Source organism: Antarcticibacterium arcticum (assembly GCF_007993795.1).
Lineage (GTDB): Bacteria > Bacteroidota > Bacteroidia > Flavobacteriales > Flavobacteriaceae > Gillisia > Gillisia arctica.
In genome coordinates, this window is sequence record NZ_CP042476.1 from 2,870,745 (window position 1) to 2,887,622 (window position 16,878).

General features: G+C 41.3%; 16 protein-coding genes and 1 tRNA gene. 10 read left to right on the forward strand and 7 right to left on the reverse strand.

Annotation, left to right across the window (positions count from 1 at the left end; translation table 11 throughout):
• The first annotated feature begins 2 nt into the window (after positions 1-2).
• The gene (locus FK178_RS13015) at positions 3-824 is read left to right on the forward strand and encodes a ZIP family metal transporter (protein ID WP_146836006.1); all 822 of its coding nucleotides are present in this window, start codon (positions 3-5) and stop codon (positions 822-824) included.
• A gap of 48 nt (positions 825-872) precedes the next feature.
• Positions 873-1,280, forward strand: a complete 408-nt coding sequence (locus tag FK178_RS13020) for a hypothetical protein (protein ID WP_146836009.1) — start codon at positions 873-875, stop codon at positions 1,278-1,280.
• A gap of 48 nt (positions 1,281-1,328) precedes the next feature.
• Here FK178_RS13020 and FK178_RS15785 read toward each other — a convergent pair whose 3' ends face one another.
• From FK178_RS15785 to FK178_RS13040, 4 genes are all read right to left on the reverse strand, one after another.
• Positions 1,329-1,478 (reverse strand): FeoB-associated Cys-rich membrane protein, encoded by a 150-nt coding sequence (locus FK178_RS15785; protein ID WP_146836012.1) that lies wholly within the window; start codon positions 1,476-1,478, stop codon positions 1,329-1,331.
• A gap of 36 nt (positions 1,479-1,514) precedes the next feature.
• Positions 1,515-3,614, reverse strand: a complete 2,100-nt coding sequence (gene feoB / locus FK178_RS13030; protein ID WP_146836015.1) for a ferrous iron transport protein B — start codon at positions 3,612-3,614, stop codon at positions 1,515-1,517.
• A complete protein-coding gene (locus FK178_RS13035; RefSeq protein ID WP_146836018.1) occupies positions 3,614-3,841 on the reverse strand; it encodes a FeoA family protein in 228 nt (75 codons plus the stop codon). Before FK178_RS13035 ends, feoB begins: the two co-directional genes overlap by 1 nt.
• A 75-nt stretch (positions 3,842-3,916) precedes the next feature.
• Positions 3,917-4,591: an SCO family protein gene (locus FK178_RS13040; protein ID WP_146836021.1), complete on the reverse strand. Its 675-nt coding sequence runs from the start codon at positions 4,589-4,591 to the stop codon at positions 3,917-3,919.
• Positions 4,592-4,741: 150 nt separating this feature from the next.
• On the opposite strand from FK178_RS13040, the gene rseP reads away from it, so the two are divergent.
• The 6 genes from rseP to pncA all read left to right on the forward strand — a co-directional run bounded on the left by rseP (position 4,742) and on the right by pncA (position 11,404).
• The gene (rseP, locus tag FK178_RS13045) at positions 4,742-6,058 is read left to right on the forward strand and encodes an RIP metalloprotease RseP (protein WP_146836024.1); all 1,317 of its coding nucleotides are present in this window, start codon (positions 4,742-4,744) and stop codon (positions 6,056-6,058) included.
• Between the two features lie 120 nt (positions 6,059-6,178).
• Positions 6,179-6,252 (forward strand) — tRNA-Asn (locus FK178_RS13050).
• A 411-nt stretch (positions 6,253-6,663) separates the two neighbouring features.
• Positions 6,664-8,517, forward strand: coding sequence for a beta-galactosidase (locus tag FK178_RS13055; RefSeq protein ID WP_146836027.1), 1,854 nt, complete (start codon positions 6,664-6,666; stop codon positions 8,515-8,517).
• Between the two features lie 318 nt (positions 8,518-8,835).
• A complete protein-coding gene (locus tag FK178_RS13060; protein ID WP_146836030.1) occupies positions 8,836-9,390 on the forward strand; it encodes a macro domain-containing protein in 555 nt (184 codons plus the stop codon).
• Between the two features lies 1 nt (position 9,391).
• Positions 9,392-10,795: a nicotinate phosphoribosyltransferase gene (locus FK178_RS13065; protein WP_146836034.1), complete on the forward strand. Its 1,404-nt coding sequence runs from the start codon at positions 9,392-9,394 to the stop codon at positions 10,793-10,795.
• Positions 10,796-11,404, forward strand: coding sequence for a bifunctional nicotinamidase/pyrazinamidase (gene pncA, locus FK178_RS13070; RefSeq protein WP_146836037.1), 609 nt, complete (start codon positions 10,796-10,798; stop codon positions 11,402-11,404).
• A 9-nt stretch (positions 11,405-11,413) separates the two neighbouring features.
• Here the strand turns inward: pncA and FK178_RS13075 are convergent, their stop codons facing one another.
• Positions 11,414-12,637 carry a cysteine desulfurase-like protein gene (locus FK178_RS13075; RefSeq protein ID WP_146836040.1) on the reverse strand — a complete coding sequence of 408 codons (1,224 nt, stop codon included), beginning with the start codon at positions 12,635-12,637 and terminating at the stop codon, positions 11,414-11,416.
• Positions 12,638-12,819: 182 nt separating this feature from the next.
• Here FK178_RS13075 and FK178_RS13080 point away from each other — a divergent pair, with 182 nt between their 5' ends.
• Positions 12,820-13,644, forward strand: a complete 825-nt coding sequence (locus FK178_RS13080) for a DUF5602 domain-containing protein (RefSeq protein WP_146836043.1) — start codon at positions 12,820-12,822, stop codon at positions 13,642-13,644.
• 158 nt (positions 13,645-13,802) lie between these two features.
• Entirely contained in the window at positions 13,803-15,353 is a 1,551-nt protein-coding gene (locus FK178_RS13085) for a M20/M25/M40 family metallo-hydrolase (protein WP_146836046.1), read from the forward strand.
• An 81-nt stretch (positions 15,354-15,434) separates the two neighbouring features.
• Here the strand turns inward: FK178_RS13085 and FK178_RS13090 are convergent, their stop codons facing one another.
• On the reverse strand, positions 15,435-15,815 hold the full coding sequence (locus tag FK178_RS13090; RefSeq protein WP_146836049.1) for a hypothetical protein: 381 nt from the start codon (positions 15,813-15,815) through the stop codon (positions 15,435-15,437).
• Positions 15,816-15,879: 64 nt separating this feature from the next.
• Entirely contained in the window at positions 15,880-16,869 is a 990-nt protein-coding gene (locus tag FK178_RS13095; protein WP_146836051.1) for a DUF1028 domain-containing protein, read from the reverse strand.
• Between the last annotated feature and the right edge of the window lie 9 nt (positions 16,870-16,878).

Genomic DNA, 16,878 nt, shown 5'->3' on the forward strand with positions numbered 1-16,878 from the left:
AAATGCAAAACATTATTGACTACTTTCAAAGTATTGATCCTATACTGGCTGCATTGCTGGCAACACTTTTCACATGGGGACTTACAGCATTAGGTGCCTCCCTGGTGTTTTTATTTAAGACAATGAACAGGGCATTTTTTGACGGTATGTTAGGATTTACCGGCGGGGTTATGGTAGCCGCTAGTTTTTGGAGTCTGCTTGCCCCGGGAATTGAAATGAGCCCGGGAGAAGGTTTTATAAAAGTGATCCCGGCAGTGACAGGTTTTGCTTTGGGAGCGCTTTTTTTATTTGGTTTGGATAAGATCCTGCCTCATTTACATGTGAATTTCAAAATGAGTGAACAGGAAGGGATCAAAACTCCCTGGCATAAATCTACGTTACTTACCCTGGCGATAACCTTACATAACATTCCTGAAGGTTTGGCGGTGGGTGTGCTCTTTGGTGCTGCGGCAGCGGGAATTGATGGGGCGAGTATAGGAGGTGCAGTGGCACTGGCTATAGGAATTGGTCTGCAGAACTTTCCTGAAGGTTTTGCTGTAGCTATGCCTTTACGCAGGCAGGGCCTTAGCAAATGGAAAAGTTTTAATTTCGGGCAGCTCTCTGCAGCAGTAGAACCTGTAGCGGCAGTTCTTGGAGCCTGGGCAGTATTGACTTTTGAGCCAATTTTGCCTTATGCATTGTCCTTTGCAGCGGGGGCAATGATTTTTGTGGTGGTAGAAGAGGTGATACCGGAATCCCAACAGGAGCGTTTTACAGATATTGCCACCATGGGATTCATTGGCGGATTTATAATTATGATGACGCTGGATGTAGGTTTGGGTTAATATTTGCAACAAGGGGCAAATATTACCGTCTTTAAAGAAAACCTTTCTATGAAATTTCCTGCTTTTGTTGTGATGCTGTTTTTTTCTTCCCTTCTCATTGCCCAGGAAACTCCTGATATAAAAATGCACAGTTCTGTTCTTCTTCCGGGGGAACTCTTCAATATAGGGACAAGATCGATAGCTTTCAAAGAAGTAATATCAGATTCACGCTGTCCTGCTGAAGTTACCTGTGTATGGGCGGGGGAAGCGAGGATCCTTCTGGCTATCTATGAGAACGGAAAATTCAGGGAGAATGTAATTGTATCGACCACAAGCGTTAATATTCCTTTAATTTCTTCCGCAGAAAATATTTTATTAAGTATCTCCGGGATCGATTTGTTGCCTTATCCAAGTACCAGGAATAAAAACACAAAACCGGAATATACGCTGCAATTAATGCTTAGCGAAAAATTATAACCTGATAAATGTTTGATTTGTGATGCTTTTCATCTGGGAAAGCGTTTTTTAATCACAGCCGCAACCGGACATCCCGCAACTTTTTTCATTGCCTTTTTTTCCTTTGAGAAAGGCGGGTTTCCATATAAATTTTGTCACCATATAACCTACCGCAACTGCGAAGATGATAAACACCAATATTTCCTGAAGTAGTATCATAATTTTATAAGTCGGTTTTTTGTAGCTTCTCTTACATTATCTTAATACCTGGAACGCGATCAAGGCAACAACATAAGCAAAAGTACTCATAATGATCAATTGTAAAACAGGCCATTTCCATGTGTTGGTTTCTTTTTTAACCACTGCAAGCGTACTCATACACTGCATGGCAAATGCATAGAATAATAAAAGGCTAATGCCACTTGCAAAAGTGAACAGCGGCCCGCCAAGAACAGGATTGATCTCTCCCGCCATCCGGTTTTTGATGGTTTCTTCTTCATCGCTTCCCACACTATAAATGGTGGCCAGCGTTCCCACAAAAACTTCCCTTGCGGCAAAAGAGCTTACAATAGCAATTCCAATCTTCCAGTCATAACCCAATGGGGTTACAGCAGGTTCAATAGCGCGCCCTACAATACCAATATAGGAATACTTCAATTTATGGGCTGCGATCTCTTCCTCAAGGTCATTTTCTGAAATATCAATATTCTCATTCTGGCTCACAACAATTTCTTCGGCATTGCTGAATTCTTCACCGGGACCATAGCTCGCAAGTACCCAAAGTATAATTGAGATAGCCATTATTATCTTACCTGCTCCAAGCACAAAGGATTTTGTTTTTTCAATTACATTGATACCCACATTTTTTAGCAGGGGCAGTTTGTAATTGGGCATTTCTATAACAAAGTAACTCTTGGACCTTATTTTAAGGACCTGATTGAGCAACCAGGCCGAAAAAATGGCAATTCCAAAGCCCAGTAAATATAAAAGCATGAGGGTAAGTCCCTGGAGGTTTAATCCAAAATATGTCTCATTGGGGATTACCAGGGCAATGATTATAAGATATACCGGTAGCCTGGCAGAGCAGGTGGTGAAGGGGATTACAAGGATTGTAATAAGCCGTTCTTTCCAATTCTCTATATTACGGGTGGCCATTACAGCCGGGATCGCACAGGCAGTTCCCGAAACCAGTGGTACAATACTTTTTCCGCTAAGTCCAAAACGCCGCATGATCCTGTCCATTAAAAACACGACCCTGCTCATATAACCGCTTTCTTCGAGAATAGAAATAAAGAGGAATAAAAATGCGATCTGCGGAATAAAAATTATGATCCCGCTAAGCCCCGGGATGATACCCTCTGCCACCAAACTTGTAAAAGGGCCAGGAGGTAAGGTGTTCTTTGTCCATTCGCTGAAGGATGCAAAAGTGACATCAATAAAATCCATGGGATAGGTAGACCAGTTATAGATCGCCTGAAATATAAGAAGCATGATGGCAAAAAATATAAGATAGCCCCAAACCCTGTGCGTAAGGATCCTGTCAAGACGCAACCTTATATCTGTAGCAGTACTAATATCTACTTTCATTCCCGCTTTTAAAACCCCGTTAATAAACTGGTATCTTAAAATAGTTTCTTTTTGCTGAAGCCGTTTAAGGTCATTTTCACCCTTGGTCTGGAAACCGGGATTGGTAGTTAATGCCTGCCTGTTCACATTCCCAAAATTCACATCCTGTGTGATCACAAGCCACAATTTGTATAGGGATTGATTGGGAAAAGCCTTTCGCAGCCGCCCAAAATAATCTGGATCCATTACCGATGCATTTATACAGGGCTCTGTAGAGATTTGCCGGTAATTGGTAATAAGCTCTTTTAATTCTTCGATCCCGGTATTTTTACGGGAACTAACCAATGCGATCCTTGTTTTAAGTTTTTCCTCCAGGTGTTCAATATCGATTTCAATTCCTTTGCGCTTCATCCTGTCCGCCATGTTGATCACCAGGATCGTAGGGATCTCAAGATCTTTTATTTGCGTAAAAAGCAACAGGTTACGCTTCAGGTTTTCTACGTCGGTTACAACAATGGCTACATCGGGGAAATCTTTGTCATTTTTGTTCAGCAGCAATTCAATAACAACATTTTCATCAATGGAAGAAGCATTAAGGCTATAAGTTCCGGGAAGATCCAGAATATGGGCTTTAAGACCCCGGGGTAATTTGCAGATCCCTTCCTTTTTTTCTACTGTAATACCGGGATAATTTCCTACCTGTTGATTAAGCCCGGTAAGCTGATTAAATACGGAGGTTTTTCCGGTATTAGGATTTCCCATTAATGCTACATTTATTTGCTTTCCCATTATACCAGCTCTATTTCAATTAGAAGCGCCGTTTCCTTGCGTATGGCAAGATGGCAACCATTAATGTTCAGGTAAATGGGATCGCGAAAGGGTGCGATTTGTACCATTTCGACTTCATTTCCGGGAAGGCAGCCCATTTCCAGTAATTTTAAAGGAACACTGTTTACAGGAAAATTTTTAATAATTCCTTTCTGGCCCCTTTGTAAATGAGCAATAGTAAGCTTCATTTTTTATTTAGATTCATTTTAAACAAGGCAAAAATAGTTTAAAATTATGGCGTGGGAAAACTTAAGTACCAAAGATTATTGGTTGTACTCTGCTTTCAGGATCTTAATATCGTCCATCAGCTTTTCAATGGCTTGAGAATCGGTACCATCATAAAATCCTCTTATTCTCCGGGATTTATCCACCAGCACAAAATTCTCTGTGTGTATTATATCATATGGGCCACCGTCCCCATCGGTCTTGGATGCCAGATATGACTTTCTGGCCAGATCATAAATATGTTTTTTATCTCCGGTTACAAGATTCCATTTGGCATCTATCACCCCTTTTTCAGTGGCGTATTTTTTAAGAACGGGAACACTGTCTGCCACTGGAAAAACTGTGTGGGATAGTAAAAAAACCTCAGGATCATTTTTAATCTTTTCCTGTATATGAAGCATATTATCTGTCATTATAGGGCAAATTGTAAGGCAGGTGGTAAAAAAGAAATCGGCAACATAGATCTTATCCTTATAAAAATCCTGGGTTATGGTTTCCCCGTTTTGATTTACAAGGTTGAAGTCTGCAATCTTGTGGTACTTTCTTACATATTGAACAGTGGTATCCACCAATTCGGCATTCACCATATCGGGCTGGTAAACCGGGAGTTTTGGAGTGGGTTTTAAAATGGAATATATAACTATGATTATAATTACTGAAAGAACAGCAAGAACAATTGCGAGGGTTTTATATTTTGCAAAAAACTGAAGCATGTAATTTTTATGCAAAATTACGGTCTAATAATGAATTAGATATCACCTTTAGCTGAAAATTCGGGTTTAGATTGTGACTGCATTATTTATCCTTTTCCAGTAGTTTTTAAAAGGTTACTTTTGTGCGATTTAAAATTTGAAGTTTAGAGAATGGATCCATTTTTAATAAAAGCAATACAATTATTACTCAGCTTGTCCCTTTTAATAGTCTTACACGAATTGGGGCATTTTATACCAGCAAAGTTATTTAAGACCAGGGTAGAAAAGTTTTTCCTTTTCTTCGATGTTAAGTTTGCCCTTTTCAAGAAAAAGATTGGGGAGACTGAATATGGTATTGGTTGGCTTCCACTTGGGGGTTATGTGAAAATTTCGGGAATGATAGATGAGAGCATGGACCGGGAACAAATGGCCAAACCTCCTCAACCATGGGAATTTAGAAGTAAACCGGCCTGGCAACGGCTAATTATAATGCTTGGTGGAGTGACCGTAAATCTTGTTTTAGGTTTTGTTATTTATATGATGGTCCTGTTTACCTGGGGAAGCGCCTTTGTAACCCCCGAAGATATGCCTCGCGGTTTCGCTGTTGCAGAAGAATTCAAGGAATTTGGTTTCCGGGATGGGGACAGGATCCTGGAAGTGAACGGAGAAGCTTTTGAAAACGGTCCTGATATCAACCGCCATCTTTTCATGAGAGATGTAAGGTCTATTTCTGTGCTTAGGCAAAATGGAGAAACCGAAACAATCAATATTCCTGAAGATATTGGTTCCAAAATGTTTGAAGAAGGTGTGATGATGCCTTTTGTACCTATTCAGAATGCGGTGTTGGACAGTGTAGTAGCCGACAGGGCCGCTGGCCTGGCAGGTTTGCAAAAAGGAGACAGTATTATTTCTTTAAACAACCAGGAAATTGGGTATTGGCATGAACTCGCCCCTTTGGCACAGGCCAGTAAAAGTAAAGAAGTGGAACTGGTGTTTAAAAGAGACGATGAAATAATGAGCACCATGATTACTCCAGATGAGGACGGACTCCTGGGAGTAACTTCCCGCCGGGAATTCAATGTGCAAAAGAGGGAATATGGTTTTGGAGAGAGCATTACTGAAGGATTTAAGTTTGGGTACTGGACGTTACATGATTATGTAGCACAGTTCAAATATGTTTTTACTGCTAAAGGTGCTACGCAGGTTGGAGGATTCGGAGCAATTGGGAGCATTTTTCCCGATGCATGGAACTGGCAGGGATTCTGGATGGCAACTGCATTTATTTCCATAATTCTGGCATTTATGAACATCCTTCCTATTCCGGCACTGGATGGGGGGCACGTGGTATTTTTAATGTATGAGATGGTCACCGGAAGAAAACCCAATGAAAAATTTATGGAATATGCCCAAATGGTAGGATTCTTTATATTAATTGCCCTGGTATTATTTGCCAATGGAAATGATATATATCGTTGGTTATTTGACTAATAGCGTGAGGGAATTTTTAAGCTGAATTTCAAACCGAAATTTTAGCAAAAAAATTCCGGTTTTTGTTTTGATGACATTTAAAAATTGATTTATATTTGCAACCGCAAAAGGAAAACACCTTCCTCCTTAGCTCAGCTGGTTAGAGCATCTGACTGTTAATCAGAGGGTCCTTGGTTCGAGCCCAAGAGGGGGAGCAAAAAGCCTGACAGAGATGTCGGGCTTTCTTGTTTTATAGTTTTTAAGGAAAGAATCTTTTGGAGTACTGGAATTGTTAATCAGAGCCCCGATAGCTATCGGGGTTGGTTCGGGCCTGTAATGAAAGATAAGGGGGAGCAAAAGCCTGACAGTTATGTCGGGCTTTCTTGTTTGGTTGGAGAAAGTAGTTTAACCTGAACGAATCTACGTAAGAAAATAAAAGCAATAGATTTTATCCTTGAAGGGATAATTCAGAGTGATTATACCAATCATATTCTTTTTATTCTGTCAATATTTATCATTTTTATTTTAAATTTCAGCATCAATGTTGGTTTTCAGGTAATTCCTGTCTGATGACCGATTTTCAACAACCTTCACAGTAAAGCTTATAAATATTTAAAATAAATATAATGAAGCGAAGAAAATTTATTAGCATTAGTGGAATAGCACTCACATCTTCCCTATTGCCAGTTATGACTGCCCGCACATTGGGTTATTTTGGAACCGGTGGTAAGGCAAAAATATTTCTTCCTCCAGATGCTTCAAAGCCCACCTGGATCAATACAGAACCTTTACGTTTAGCCTGGTCTCATTTAAGTCCGCAGCATGCATCGGCAGATCCTGAAGCTGTATTTGACAAGTTGGTCGAGGCAGATTTTAACTGTATCATGAATACCGCTGTCGATGAAGGAGCCTACTATCCGTCCAATATTTCCTTTAACGAAGCCTGCCCTGCACTTCCGGAAGGAGGGGATCTTTATGGAGATTTGGCTAAATTAGCCAGACAAAACAATATGAGGACTGGAGCTCGTTTTGATTTCACACATCAAAGTAAAGAAGCACTGGCGGCTCACCCGGAATGGTTTATTCGACATAAAGATGGCAGTACGGTGACTGATGCCGAGGGACGCGCCAAGCCTTGTCTGAACTCCAATTTTTATCCCATCCAGGCCGTAAATATTATTTCTGAGGTGCTTGAGAACTACGAACCGGATATAGTTTACATAAACTGGTTTTTGAACTTTGGGGGCCATGAAAAAATCTGTTATTGTGAAAGTTGTGAACATGGATTTCTGCAGAAATATGGAAGACCCTTGCCTGATGAACCCGATGCAGACTTCATCGAATTTATTGAAGAAGCTGCTGATAACTCTTCAAGGATTATAGCAAACGCAATTTTTAAAAAGCGACCCGGAACCCTATATATAAATGCAGACGAGAATGATACCAGTCACGGTCATCATCTGGAAACTCATGCGGGTGATTGGATTTATTCTTCAAGTGAGCAAATCAACCGACAGCGAGTTTCTTATCCCGGGAGAGTTGGAATTGACCAGTGGTTTTCTTATTCCGGCGATCCTTCTGAATTTGATTCAAATTTAGTGGAAGAAATGAAGGTGCGTTATTATCAGTTTGGAGCCCACGGCTCACCAATTTCGTTTTGCACTCAAGGGACGTTGTTGAGCCCGTCACATCAAGTAGAGCTTGAAGAGGCAGCCAGGATGAATGCGTGGTATAAAGAAAATGCTGATCTTTATGGTCTTCAGCTTAATCGCTCGCGGGTACTGCTTCTATGCAGCCCTGAAACCTCTCCGCGGTCGAATCATACAAACAAAGGCATATATGCCCTGATGACAGAATTACATATTCCTGTTGCTGTTTCAGAAAATCCGGATTCTCTGATAAACGCATCACAGGATTATGATCTCGTAATCGTTACCCCAGGCGCTATGACAGATGGTCTTGAGGAATATGTTGAAAAAGGAGGTCGAGCATTATTTATCGATCGGCCGCCATCGTTCGGAATACCTTCAAATTTAGAATTGGCAGAAAAACCGGTCCATATCATCCGAAAAGTAGGGAAGGGACAAATCTCTTTTTTTGGACCATGGGATATTAGCGAGTACTATAAACGTGAGGCTCCATTAACTGATGTGGATACATTTTCTGATATGATGGACTCCCTGCTTCTGAATGATCGTCAGATCATTACAAATGCTCCCCCCAGAGTTGAAATGGTTTTCATGTATCAGCCAGATCAGCAGCGTTCACTCCTACATCTGATAAATTGTTCAGGTAAAACCCGAGAAGGGTTTCAGAAGTCGGAAACATTTCAGGAGATCAATATCGATCTTGCAGGTGAATTTTCTTTGGCAAGGGCAAGAGTTATAGAATCAGATCTGAAATTATCCAAACGCAATGGAAGATCTTTGCTAAGTTTACCTGTGTTAAACGATTATGAAGTTATTGAACTCAGGGCCTGAAATGAAAGATAAGGGGAGCCCTTAAAGGGCGAAATGTGTCAACATCCCGTGAAGCGGGATGAAAAAATCTCACATCTATTCAAGCCCTGAAAGGGCGAAATACAAATGGATTAGGCAAAACAGCATGCCCCAGTTATAAAAACCTTTTCTTTTGTAATAGGATTAAAAATACACTTAGAGTACCTATAACCAAGCCTCACTTTTTAAGCTTCCCTTTTTATAATCCCCCTTATTTGCCTTACCTTTAAATCGGGGTAGTTTGACGATTATATAAACTGGTTTTGCATTTATTAATTTAATTCTTTAAAAGCACCAAACATGAAGATCACCTATAAAAATATACAGTTAGTAGCCGTGCGCGGCGATATTGGGAACCAGCCCGATGTTGATGCAGTTGTAAATGCTGCCAACGCTGAACTTAAAATTGGCGGTGGGGTAGCAGCTGCGATTCATCGCACCGCAGGACCCGAACTTTATGAGGCCAGCAAACACCTTGCGCCCCTTAGCCCGGGACAGGCGGTGATCACCGGTGCGTTTAATCTTCCAAATGATCATGTAATTCATTGTCGTGGACCGGTATATGGTAAAGATAAGCCGGAGGAGAAATTCCTGGCAAACTGCTATAAGAATGCCTTGAAATTGGCCGAAGAGAATCAGATTTCTTCAATAGCATTCCCCGCTATATCTACCGGGGCTTTTAATTACCCATTTGAGGAGGCTACAAAAATTGCTTTTCAAACCATTACTGCTGAGGTGGAGAACCTAAAATATGTTGAAAAGATAAAATTTGTTCTAAACGGGGAAGATGACTTGAAACTTTATACCGAATATTTGCAGGAATTGAGCAGTTCACATTCTCATACAAATAAATAAAATGCTTGATTTTTCAGCTACTTATACAGACCAGTACCAACTGGCAATGGCACAGGTCTACTTTCAAAATGGACAGAAGGATACCACTGCGGTCTTTGATTATTTTTTCAGAAAATTACCATTCGGAAATGGATATGCGATCTTTGCCGGTCTTGAGGATCTTCTGGAAGTACTGGAAAATTTAAGGTTCAATGAAAAGGACCTTAATTATTTGAAAAACCAGGGATTTCCCCGGGATTTTATTGAATACCTCAGCCAGTTTAGATTCAGGGGAAACATTTATTCTTCAAGAGAAGGGGATGTAGTATTTCCAACCCGCCCGGTGCTGCAGGTAGAAGCTACCATGATAGAGGCGCAGCTAATAGAAACCATACTTCTCAACCTGCTTAATTTTCAAACCCTCATTGCTACAAAAGCCAGCCGGATTAGACTGGTAGCAGGGGAGCGGGGGTTACTGGACTTTGGTCTCAGGCGGGCTCAGGGCCCCGGAGGCTATTATGCCAGCAGAGCAGCCGTAATTGGAGGGTTTAACGGCACAAGCAATGTGATTGCGGGCAGGGATTTTAATATTCCTGTTGCAGGTACTATGGCACATTCTTTTGTGCAGAGTTATGAGGATGAGTTAACCTCTTTCCGGGCTTTTGCCAAAGGAAGGCCAAAGGATTGTGTGCTCCTTGTTGATTCGTATGACACGCTAAAAAGCGGAATTCCTAATGCCATCATTGTTGGAAAGGAAATGGAAATTGCCGGGGAGAAATTGGCCGGGATAAGGCTTGATAGTGGCGATCTTGCATATCTCGCGAAACAAAGCAGGAAAATGCTTAATGAAGCAGGACTTACTTATGTTAAGATAGCAGTTTCAAATCAATTGGATGAATTTGTTATAAAAAGTTTACTGGAGCAAAACGCCCCAATAGATACCTTTGGAGTTGGAACTAATCTGGTAACAGGAAACCCAGACGGGGCGTTGGATGGAGTCTACAAACTTGTAGAATCTGGCGGGAAACCCCGTTTAAAAATTTCGGAAAGCCTTTCAAAAATTACCATTCCGCATAAAAAACAAGTCTACAGGTTGAGCAATTCCAAAGGGGAACTTATAGGGGCCGATGCTATAACTCTTAGGGAAGAAACACGTATTGACAGCATGCACGATCCAAAAGAAAGCCTGAAATCACTGAATGTAAGTGAGTATTCCTTAGAAGCTTTATTGCAACCCGTAATGTTAAATGGAAAGCGAATGGAAGCTTCTCGTGGCCTTACCCAAATTGCTGAATATTCAAAACATAGACTGGCGTCTCTTCCTGCCGAATATAAACGCTTTTATAATCCGCATATCTACAAAGTAGGGATTAGTACCAACCTTAAGAAAGAAAGGGAAGATTTGTTGAATAAATACCGAAAGTAAATGAAAACGCTTGTGCTTATAGATGTTCAGAATGATTTTATTCCCGGTGGTGCTCTTGCGGTTCCCGGCGGAGATGAAATCATACCAATACTCAACAAGCTCCAGCCTGAATTTGATCTGGTAATTGCCACCCAGGACTGGCATCCTGCAGAGCATTCCAGTTTTGCCGCAAACCATCCCGGGAAAAATGAATTTGAAGTTATTACCTGGCAGGGACAGGAACAGGTGCTGTGGCCGGTACATTGTGTACAAAAATCCCGGGGCGCCCGGTTTCATAAGCAACTTGAAATCTCGAGAATTGAGGCAATTTTCAGAAAAGGAATGAATACTGAAATAGACAGTTATAGCGGCTTCTACGATAATGCCAAATTAAAATCTACCGGCCTGGCCGGATACCTTAGAGATAAAGGAGCAAAAGATCTGTATTTTGGAGGTCTGGCCGCCGATTATTGTGTGTATTTTTCAATATTAGATGCACTTGAAGAAGGATTTAATGCTATACTAATTGAAGATGCCACCCGGGCAATAGACCCCGCAGGTTACGAAGAGGCAAAACAAACAATCCTCCAACGTGGAGGAAAGATCATTCACAGCAAAGACCTTTTTTAGTTTACAGACTTAAAATATTTTTTGAAAGGCTTCAATTAACCTGTCAACCTCTTCCATGGTGTTATAGTGCACAAGGCTAACCCTTACCACGCCTCCATATTTTTCGAGTTCCAGATCGTGTATTAGTTTTTTGGCATAAAAATCCCCATATCGAATTCCAATATTTTCCTTGTCCACTTCGGCCACAATATCGGGGCTTTTTAATTTTTCATGAACAAAGGAAATGGTAGGCACCCTCAAATCTCCTTCCGCTTCTGTATGTCCTATAATTCGTATTTGACTCACAGAGTTGAGATAATTAAGCAATTTCGCCGCAAGTTCTTCTTCGTATTGGGCAATAAGTTCAAAACTTTTTCGGTATTTTTCCCGGGCAGTCGCATTTAAATGCGGAAAATGCATGTCAAAAAATTTGATTAGATATTCGGGAAATGCCCTTAGGCCATAGGTTAGTTCAAAATTGTAATTTCCCGGCTGGAATTTATAAGGCACATCACCCGGGGTAAAAAAGTAATGGTTTATACCTTTCATTTCGGTTAGAAGATCAAGCCTTCCGTACATCACAGCCAAATGTGGCCCATACACCTTATACCAGCTGAAAGTATAAAAATCAACATCCAGTTCCTGCACATCAACTTTTCGGTGAGGAGCGTAAGCAACTCCATCTACACAAATATGAGCCCCGGCATCATGTACAATAGCGGCAATTTCTTTAATAGGATTAATAGTTCCCAAAACATTGGAACAATGGGTTAAGGCAACCAATTTTGTGCGGGAAGACAAAAGTTTTTCCAGGTCATGGATTTTAAGTTCCAGGGTATCCGGATCTACCTTCCAAATCTTTATTTTGATCCCTTTATCTTTAAGGTCTGTCCAGCAGGAAACATTGGCTTCATGGTCAGTATTTGTAACAATTACTTCATCCCCCTCTTTCCATTGGGCACTTAAACATAAACTCAGTATTCGCAGGAGCATAGTAGAAGAAGGACCAATTACCACCTCTTTAATATCCCGGGTATTTAACAATCCTGCTATCTGTTCTGTCACTTTCGTGAGGCGATCTCCCGCCATTGCCGAAACTTTGTAAGATGCACCCAGCTGCACATTGGAATGAATTAGATAGTCGCTAATATAATCGACCGAAGAACCCAGGATCTGGGATCCTCCGGCATTATCCATAAATACAAATCCGCTGTTGAGGGCGGGAAACTGTTCTCTCACAAAATTGATTTCCATTCTTAAATAATATTAAATAGTTTTCCCTAACAAGGTGCGGGGTCTTGCGATTGCTTATCTCCCGGAAAGATAATCAATTTAAAAAACTCCAAATTGGCCGTACAATTTTTAGCTGGACATTTAACAGTTTCAAATCTAATTTTTACTTAAATTAGACGTGTAACTAATTAAATATCAGCGTAATGAAGAAGAAAAATTTCCTCAGAGCGCCCCAAACCTCCTTTAACCTATTCCCCCTGTTATTTATTTTTTTAATGCTGGCTTGTGAACCTGAAGTCGTTTTACAAAATGACACTACGCATGCAGATCTTTCCTTTACCAGGTCTAAGGACCAGACGGGGAAGCTAACCACTTACAGGGGTCCCGCCATTTCATTTTACAAAGGAGTTGCCCAGGCAATGGTAACCATGACTCATGAGGGTGAACCCCATTCCATTGGATTTAGATTTTCTGAACGGTCCCTGGAAAATTTGCCCATGCATATGGATGAGCTTAGCCTTGAACTTCCCAGACAGGCAAAAGGATTGGCATTTGATCACATAGATGTAGGTTGGATGCCTACAGGGCATTTCCCTCCCGGAGTTTTTGACATCCCTCATTTTGATATTCATTTTTACATGGTCTCAAAGGAAGAAAAGATGTTGATCAATGATGCTGCAAAAGCGGAAATTTTACCTGCCGCAGAATTCCGTCCTCCGTTTTATATTCCCACCGATGGTTATGAACTATATATGGGTAAACATTGGATCAATTTGATGTCCCCTGAATTTCAGGGCAGTACATTTACCCATGCTTTTATTTATGGTTCCTATGATGGAGAATTCATGTTTTATGAACCCATGATTACACGGGATTTTCTTATGGAAAAAGTTAGTGGTCAATATCCTATAACCCAGCCTGCTGCTTTCCAGCGTACCGGTTATTATTACCCAACTATTTACACAATAAATTACGACGCTACCAAAAAAGAATATACCGTTCTCCTTGAAGGCATGGTATTACGGTAAAGGTCTTGCATTATATAAAAAAGCTGCTTGAGGGCAGCTTTTTTTATGGAATAGATTATTTTACATTTCCTTGGTTTTCCCATATTTAATGGGTTTTTCTTTTTAAAGGAAATGCTATATTTGGAAACATAGTATTATTATCAATTTAAACCTTATAAATGAAAAAAACTTTATTGCTCTTTACAGCATTCCTGGTTTCCGTTTTCCCGGTTGCTGCCCAGGACACCGATCAAATTGTGGACAATATAATTAAAGAAGCCACAGAAAATTCACAACTGGAAAAACTAGGTCACCAGTTACTGGATGTTATAGGCCCCCGACTGGTGGGAACACCCGAAATGAAACAAGCCCATAACTGGGCAGTGAATACCTACAAAAGCTGGGGAATTGAAGCTGAAAATGAACAATATGGAGAATGGAAAGGCTGGCAGCGAGGGATCACTCATATTGATATGATTCATCCAAGAGTTCGCTCTTTAAGCGGAATGCAACTTGCCTGGAGCCCGGGAACCGGTAAAAAACCTGTGGAAGCTGAGGTGGTTTTGCTGCCGGAAGCAAAGGATTCTGCCGCTTTTGCAAAATTATTACCCCAGGTAAAAGGAAAACTGGTTATGATCTCAATGCCTCAAATGACAGGGCGACCAGACTATAACTGGGAAGAATTTGCTACCGAAGCTTCCTTTGAAAAAATGAAAAGCGAAAGGGAAAGCCAGCAGGAAGCCTGGAGAAGCAAAATGAATAATACCGGTTATAATGGAAGATCTCTTCCGGAAGCTCTTGAAAAGGCCGGAGCTGTGGGGTTAATTACCTTAAACTGGTCACGTGGATTTGGTGCCAACAAGATTTTCTCTGCATCTACAAAAAAAATCCCCACTGTAGATCTATCTCTCGAAGATTACGGGATGGTATATAGATTGGCCGAATCTGGAAACAAACCTAAACTTAGAATTGTTGCTGAATCAAAAGAATTAGGCGCTGTCCCTACATTCAATACTATTGCTACAATAAAGGGTACAGAAAAGCCTGAGGAGTATATAATCCTTTCTGCCCATTTTGACTCATGGGATGGAGCAACAGGGGCTACAGATAATGGTACCGGTACTCTTGTTATGATGGAAGCAATGAGAATTCTTAAGAAAATGTACCCAAACCCAAAACGCACCATAATTGCAGGTCATTGGGGAAGTGAAGAGCAGGGATTAAATGGTTCCCGTGCGTATGTGAAAGATCATCCGGAGGTTGTGGAGAATCTACAGGCCTTATTCAACCAGGACAATGGTACCGGAAGAGTTGTAAATCTTTCAGGAGGTGGTTTCCTTCATGCATATGATTATTTAGGACGCTGGATGGAAGCGGTACCCAATGAATACAAAAATGAAATTGAATATAACTTTCCGGGAACACCTGCGGGTGGAGGGTCAGATTATGCATCTTTTGTGGCTGCAGGAGCCCCTGCTTTCAGTTTAAGTTCTTTAAGCTGGTCATACTGGAATTACACCTGGCACACCAACCTTGATACGTATGATAAGATCGTATTTGATGATGTGAGGAACAATGCAATTCTTACAGCCATACTTGCTTATAAAGCAAGTGAAGACCCTGTAAAAACATCCCGTGAACGGGCAACGCTTCCCAAAAATCCAAGAACAGGAGAACAAATGACCTGGCCGGAGCCGCGCGATGCTACCCGAAGAGGTGGTCTTGATTAGTAAAATATTTTATAGATAACACAAAAAATCCTCCCGTAAAAAGGAGGATTTTTTTATGTGATTGATTTTATAATTTAAAAACTATTGCTGCGGTAGGTCTGCGCCTACGGGAACAGCGCAATCATGACCCGGTTGCCCGTGCGGCGGATTTTTAAGCGGTGTAGCTGTAGCACTGTTTAATCGTACCGGAGAAGTATTTGAACTCACTGGGGTAGTGGTTTGCTGTTGTTGCAGGGTTGTTGCCGGTGCCTGGTCTAAAGGTGCACCAACAGGGATCTCGCAACGGTGTCCAGGCTGCCCATGAGCGGGATTTAAAGCCGCAGTTGTATTGGAGGTATTAGAAGCCGGCACAGCTTGTTGCTCAGTATCGGGGTTTGTTTCGGTTTTATTTTCATCTTTACATGAGGTTAAGCTAAGCGAAGCAAATGTAAATAACCCCAGAGCGATAATTCTTAATTTCATAATAATCAGGTTTTTATAAATTCTATATGAATCCATAAAAGTAATGAATTCAAAAACGATAACCTCATTTAATAATTTGATTTAATTCTGCTTCGGTCACATTTAACAATCCTGAAGCAGGTAACCGGGAGGTCATAGTGCGCCAGTTATCATCCTGCTCAAAAATTGCTTTGAAAACGGGTAGTGCTTCTTTCATACGTCCGCTGTTGGCCAGTGCTATTGCTTTCCAGAACCGCATCTCCAGATTTTCAGGAAATAATTCTTCTGCTTTGCCGTATTGTTTCAAGGCTTCATCAACATTATTTTCTTCCATCGCAACATCTCCCCGGTTCATAAATTCATAGGCGCGGGCAACAGTAAGGAGGCGTTCCAGTTCTACAAGCGGTTCAGTATGATCATCAACGCGAAGGTCTATTTTTTTTTCTTCCCAGGAATTGGCCACTTTTTCGGGTCCAACCACAATGAGTGCTGCCGATTGTTTCCCCCTAATATCCCCTCCCGCAGCTTCAGCTGCCAGCAGGACTTTTACCACCCTTTCTGCAAGTGGCAGGCTGGAATTTTCGTGGAAAGCTTTCTTCATCGCAGGGATCACATCATCATTCAACATCATATTTGCCTGTACCGAAAAATTTTCTCCCACGTGGTGCATAGCACTTTCAACACACTTTTCACCTGTAAATGCGGCAGCATTGCCTTTTTTATCCAGAAATGCGACCTGCCGGAAGGCCTTGCCTTCATCTTTTGCAACAAGCTCGTCCAGTGCAATCCTTGCCGATTTCCCCTTTTCCATAAGATCAAGACCGTGAGGGCCGTAAGCCGGATTAACAAAGGATTGCGTGGCGACCACTCCAACACCGGAACGTCCCCAGGAAACAATGGAGCCTACAGAAAACCAATGGCTTTGAACTCCAACAGCCATCTCTCCGGTAATGGAATCGCGTGCCACAATAGAATAAGTATGGGCAAAGGCATCGCCCTTAATTTCGGGATTTTGGGACAAGCCCGTATGTAAACTCATACCAATAATGAATAAGAAGAAGATGTTTTTTTTCATCGTGTTTGT

Excerpts from the sequence above, each read along its gene's own strand:
- FK178_RS13085 (WP_146836046.1), top strand. The coding sequence starts at position 13,803 with ATGAAAAAAACTTTATTGCTCTTTACAGCATTCCTGGTTTCCGTTTTC.
- FK178_RS13060 (WP_146836030.1), top strand. The coding sequence starts at position 8,836 with ATGAAGATCACCTATAAAAATATACAGTTAGTAGCCGTGCGCGGCGAT.
- feoB (WP_146836015.1), bottom strand. The coding sequence starts at position 3,614 with ATGGGAAAGCAAATAAATGTAGCATTAATGGGAAATCCTAATACCGGA.
- FK178_RS13075 (WP_146836040.1), bottom strand. The coding sequence starts at position 12,637 with ATGGAAATCAATTTTGTGAGAGAACAGTTTCCCGCCCTCAACAGCGGA.
- FK178_RS13065 (WP_146836034.1), top strand. The coding sequence starts at position 9,392 with ATGCTTGATTTTTCAGCTACTTATACAGACCAGTACCAACTGGCAATG.
- FK178_RS13015 (WP_146836006.1), top strand. The coding sequence starts at position 3 with ATGCAAAACATTATTGACTACTTTCAAAGTATTGATCCTATACTGGCT.
- FK178_RS13020 (WP_146836009.1), top strand. The coding sequence starts at position 873 with ATGAAATTTCCTGCTTTTGTTGTGATGCTGTTTTTTTCTTCCCTTCTC.
- FK178_RS13095 (WP_146836051.1), bottom strand. The coding sequence starts at position 16,869 with ATGAAAAAAAACATCTTCTTCTTATTCATTATTGGTATGAGTTTACAT.
- FK178_RS13055 (WP_146836027.1), top strand. The coding sequence starts at position 6,664 with ATGAAGCGAAGAAAATTTATTAGCATTAGTGGAATAGCACTCACATCT.
- FK178_RS15785 (WP_146836012.1), bottom strand. The coding sequence starts at position 1,478 with ATGATACTACTTCAGGAAATATTGGTGTTTATCATCTTCGCAGTTGCG.
- pncA (WP_146836037.1), top strand. The coding sequence starts at position 10,796 with ATGAAAACGCTTGTGCTTATAGATGTTCAGAATGATTTTATTCCCGGT.
- FK178_RS13035 (WP_146836018.1), bottom strand. The coding sequence starts at position 3,841 with ATGAAGCTTACTATTGCTCATTTACAAAGGGGCCAGAAAGGAATTATT.
- FK178_RS13090 (WP_146836049.1), bottom strand. The coding sequence starts at position 15,815 with ATGAAATTAAGAATTATCGCTCTGGGGTTATTTACATTTGCTTCGCTT.
- FK178_RS13080 (WP_146836043.1), top strand. The coding sequence starts at position 12,820 with ATGAAGAAGAAAAATTTCCTCAGAGCGCCCCAAACCTCCTTTAACCTA.
- FK178_RS13040 (WP_146836021.1), bottom strand. The coding sequence starts at position 4,591 with ATGCTTCAGTTTTTTGCAAAATATAAAACCCTCGCAATTGTTCTTGCT.
- rseP (WP_146836024.1), top strand. The coding sequence starts at position 4,742 with ATGGATCCATTTTTAATAAAAGCAATACAATTATTACTCAGCTTGTCC.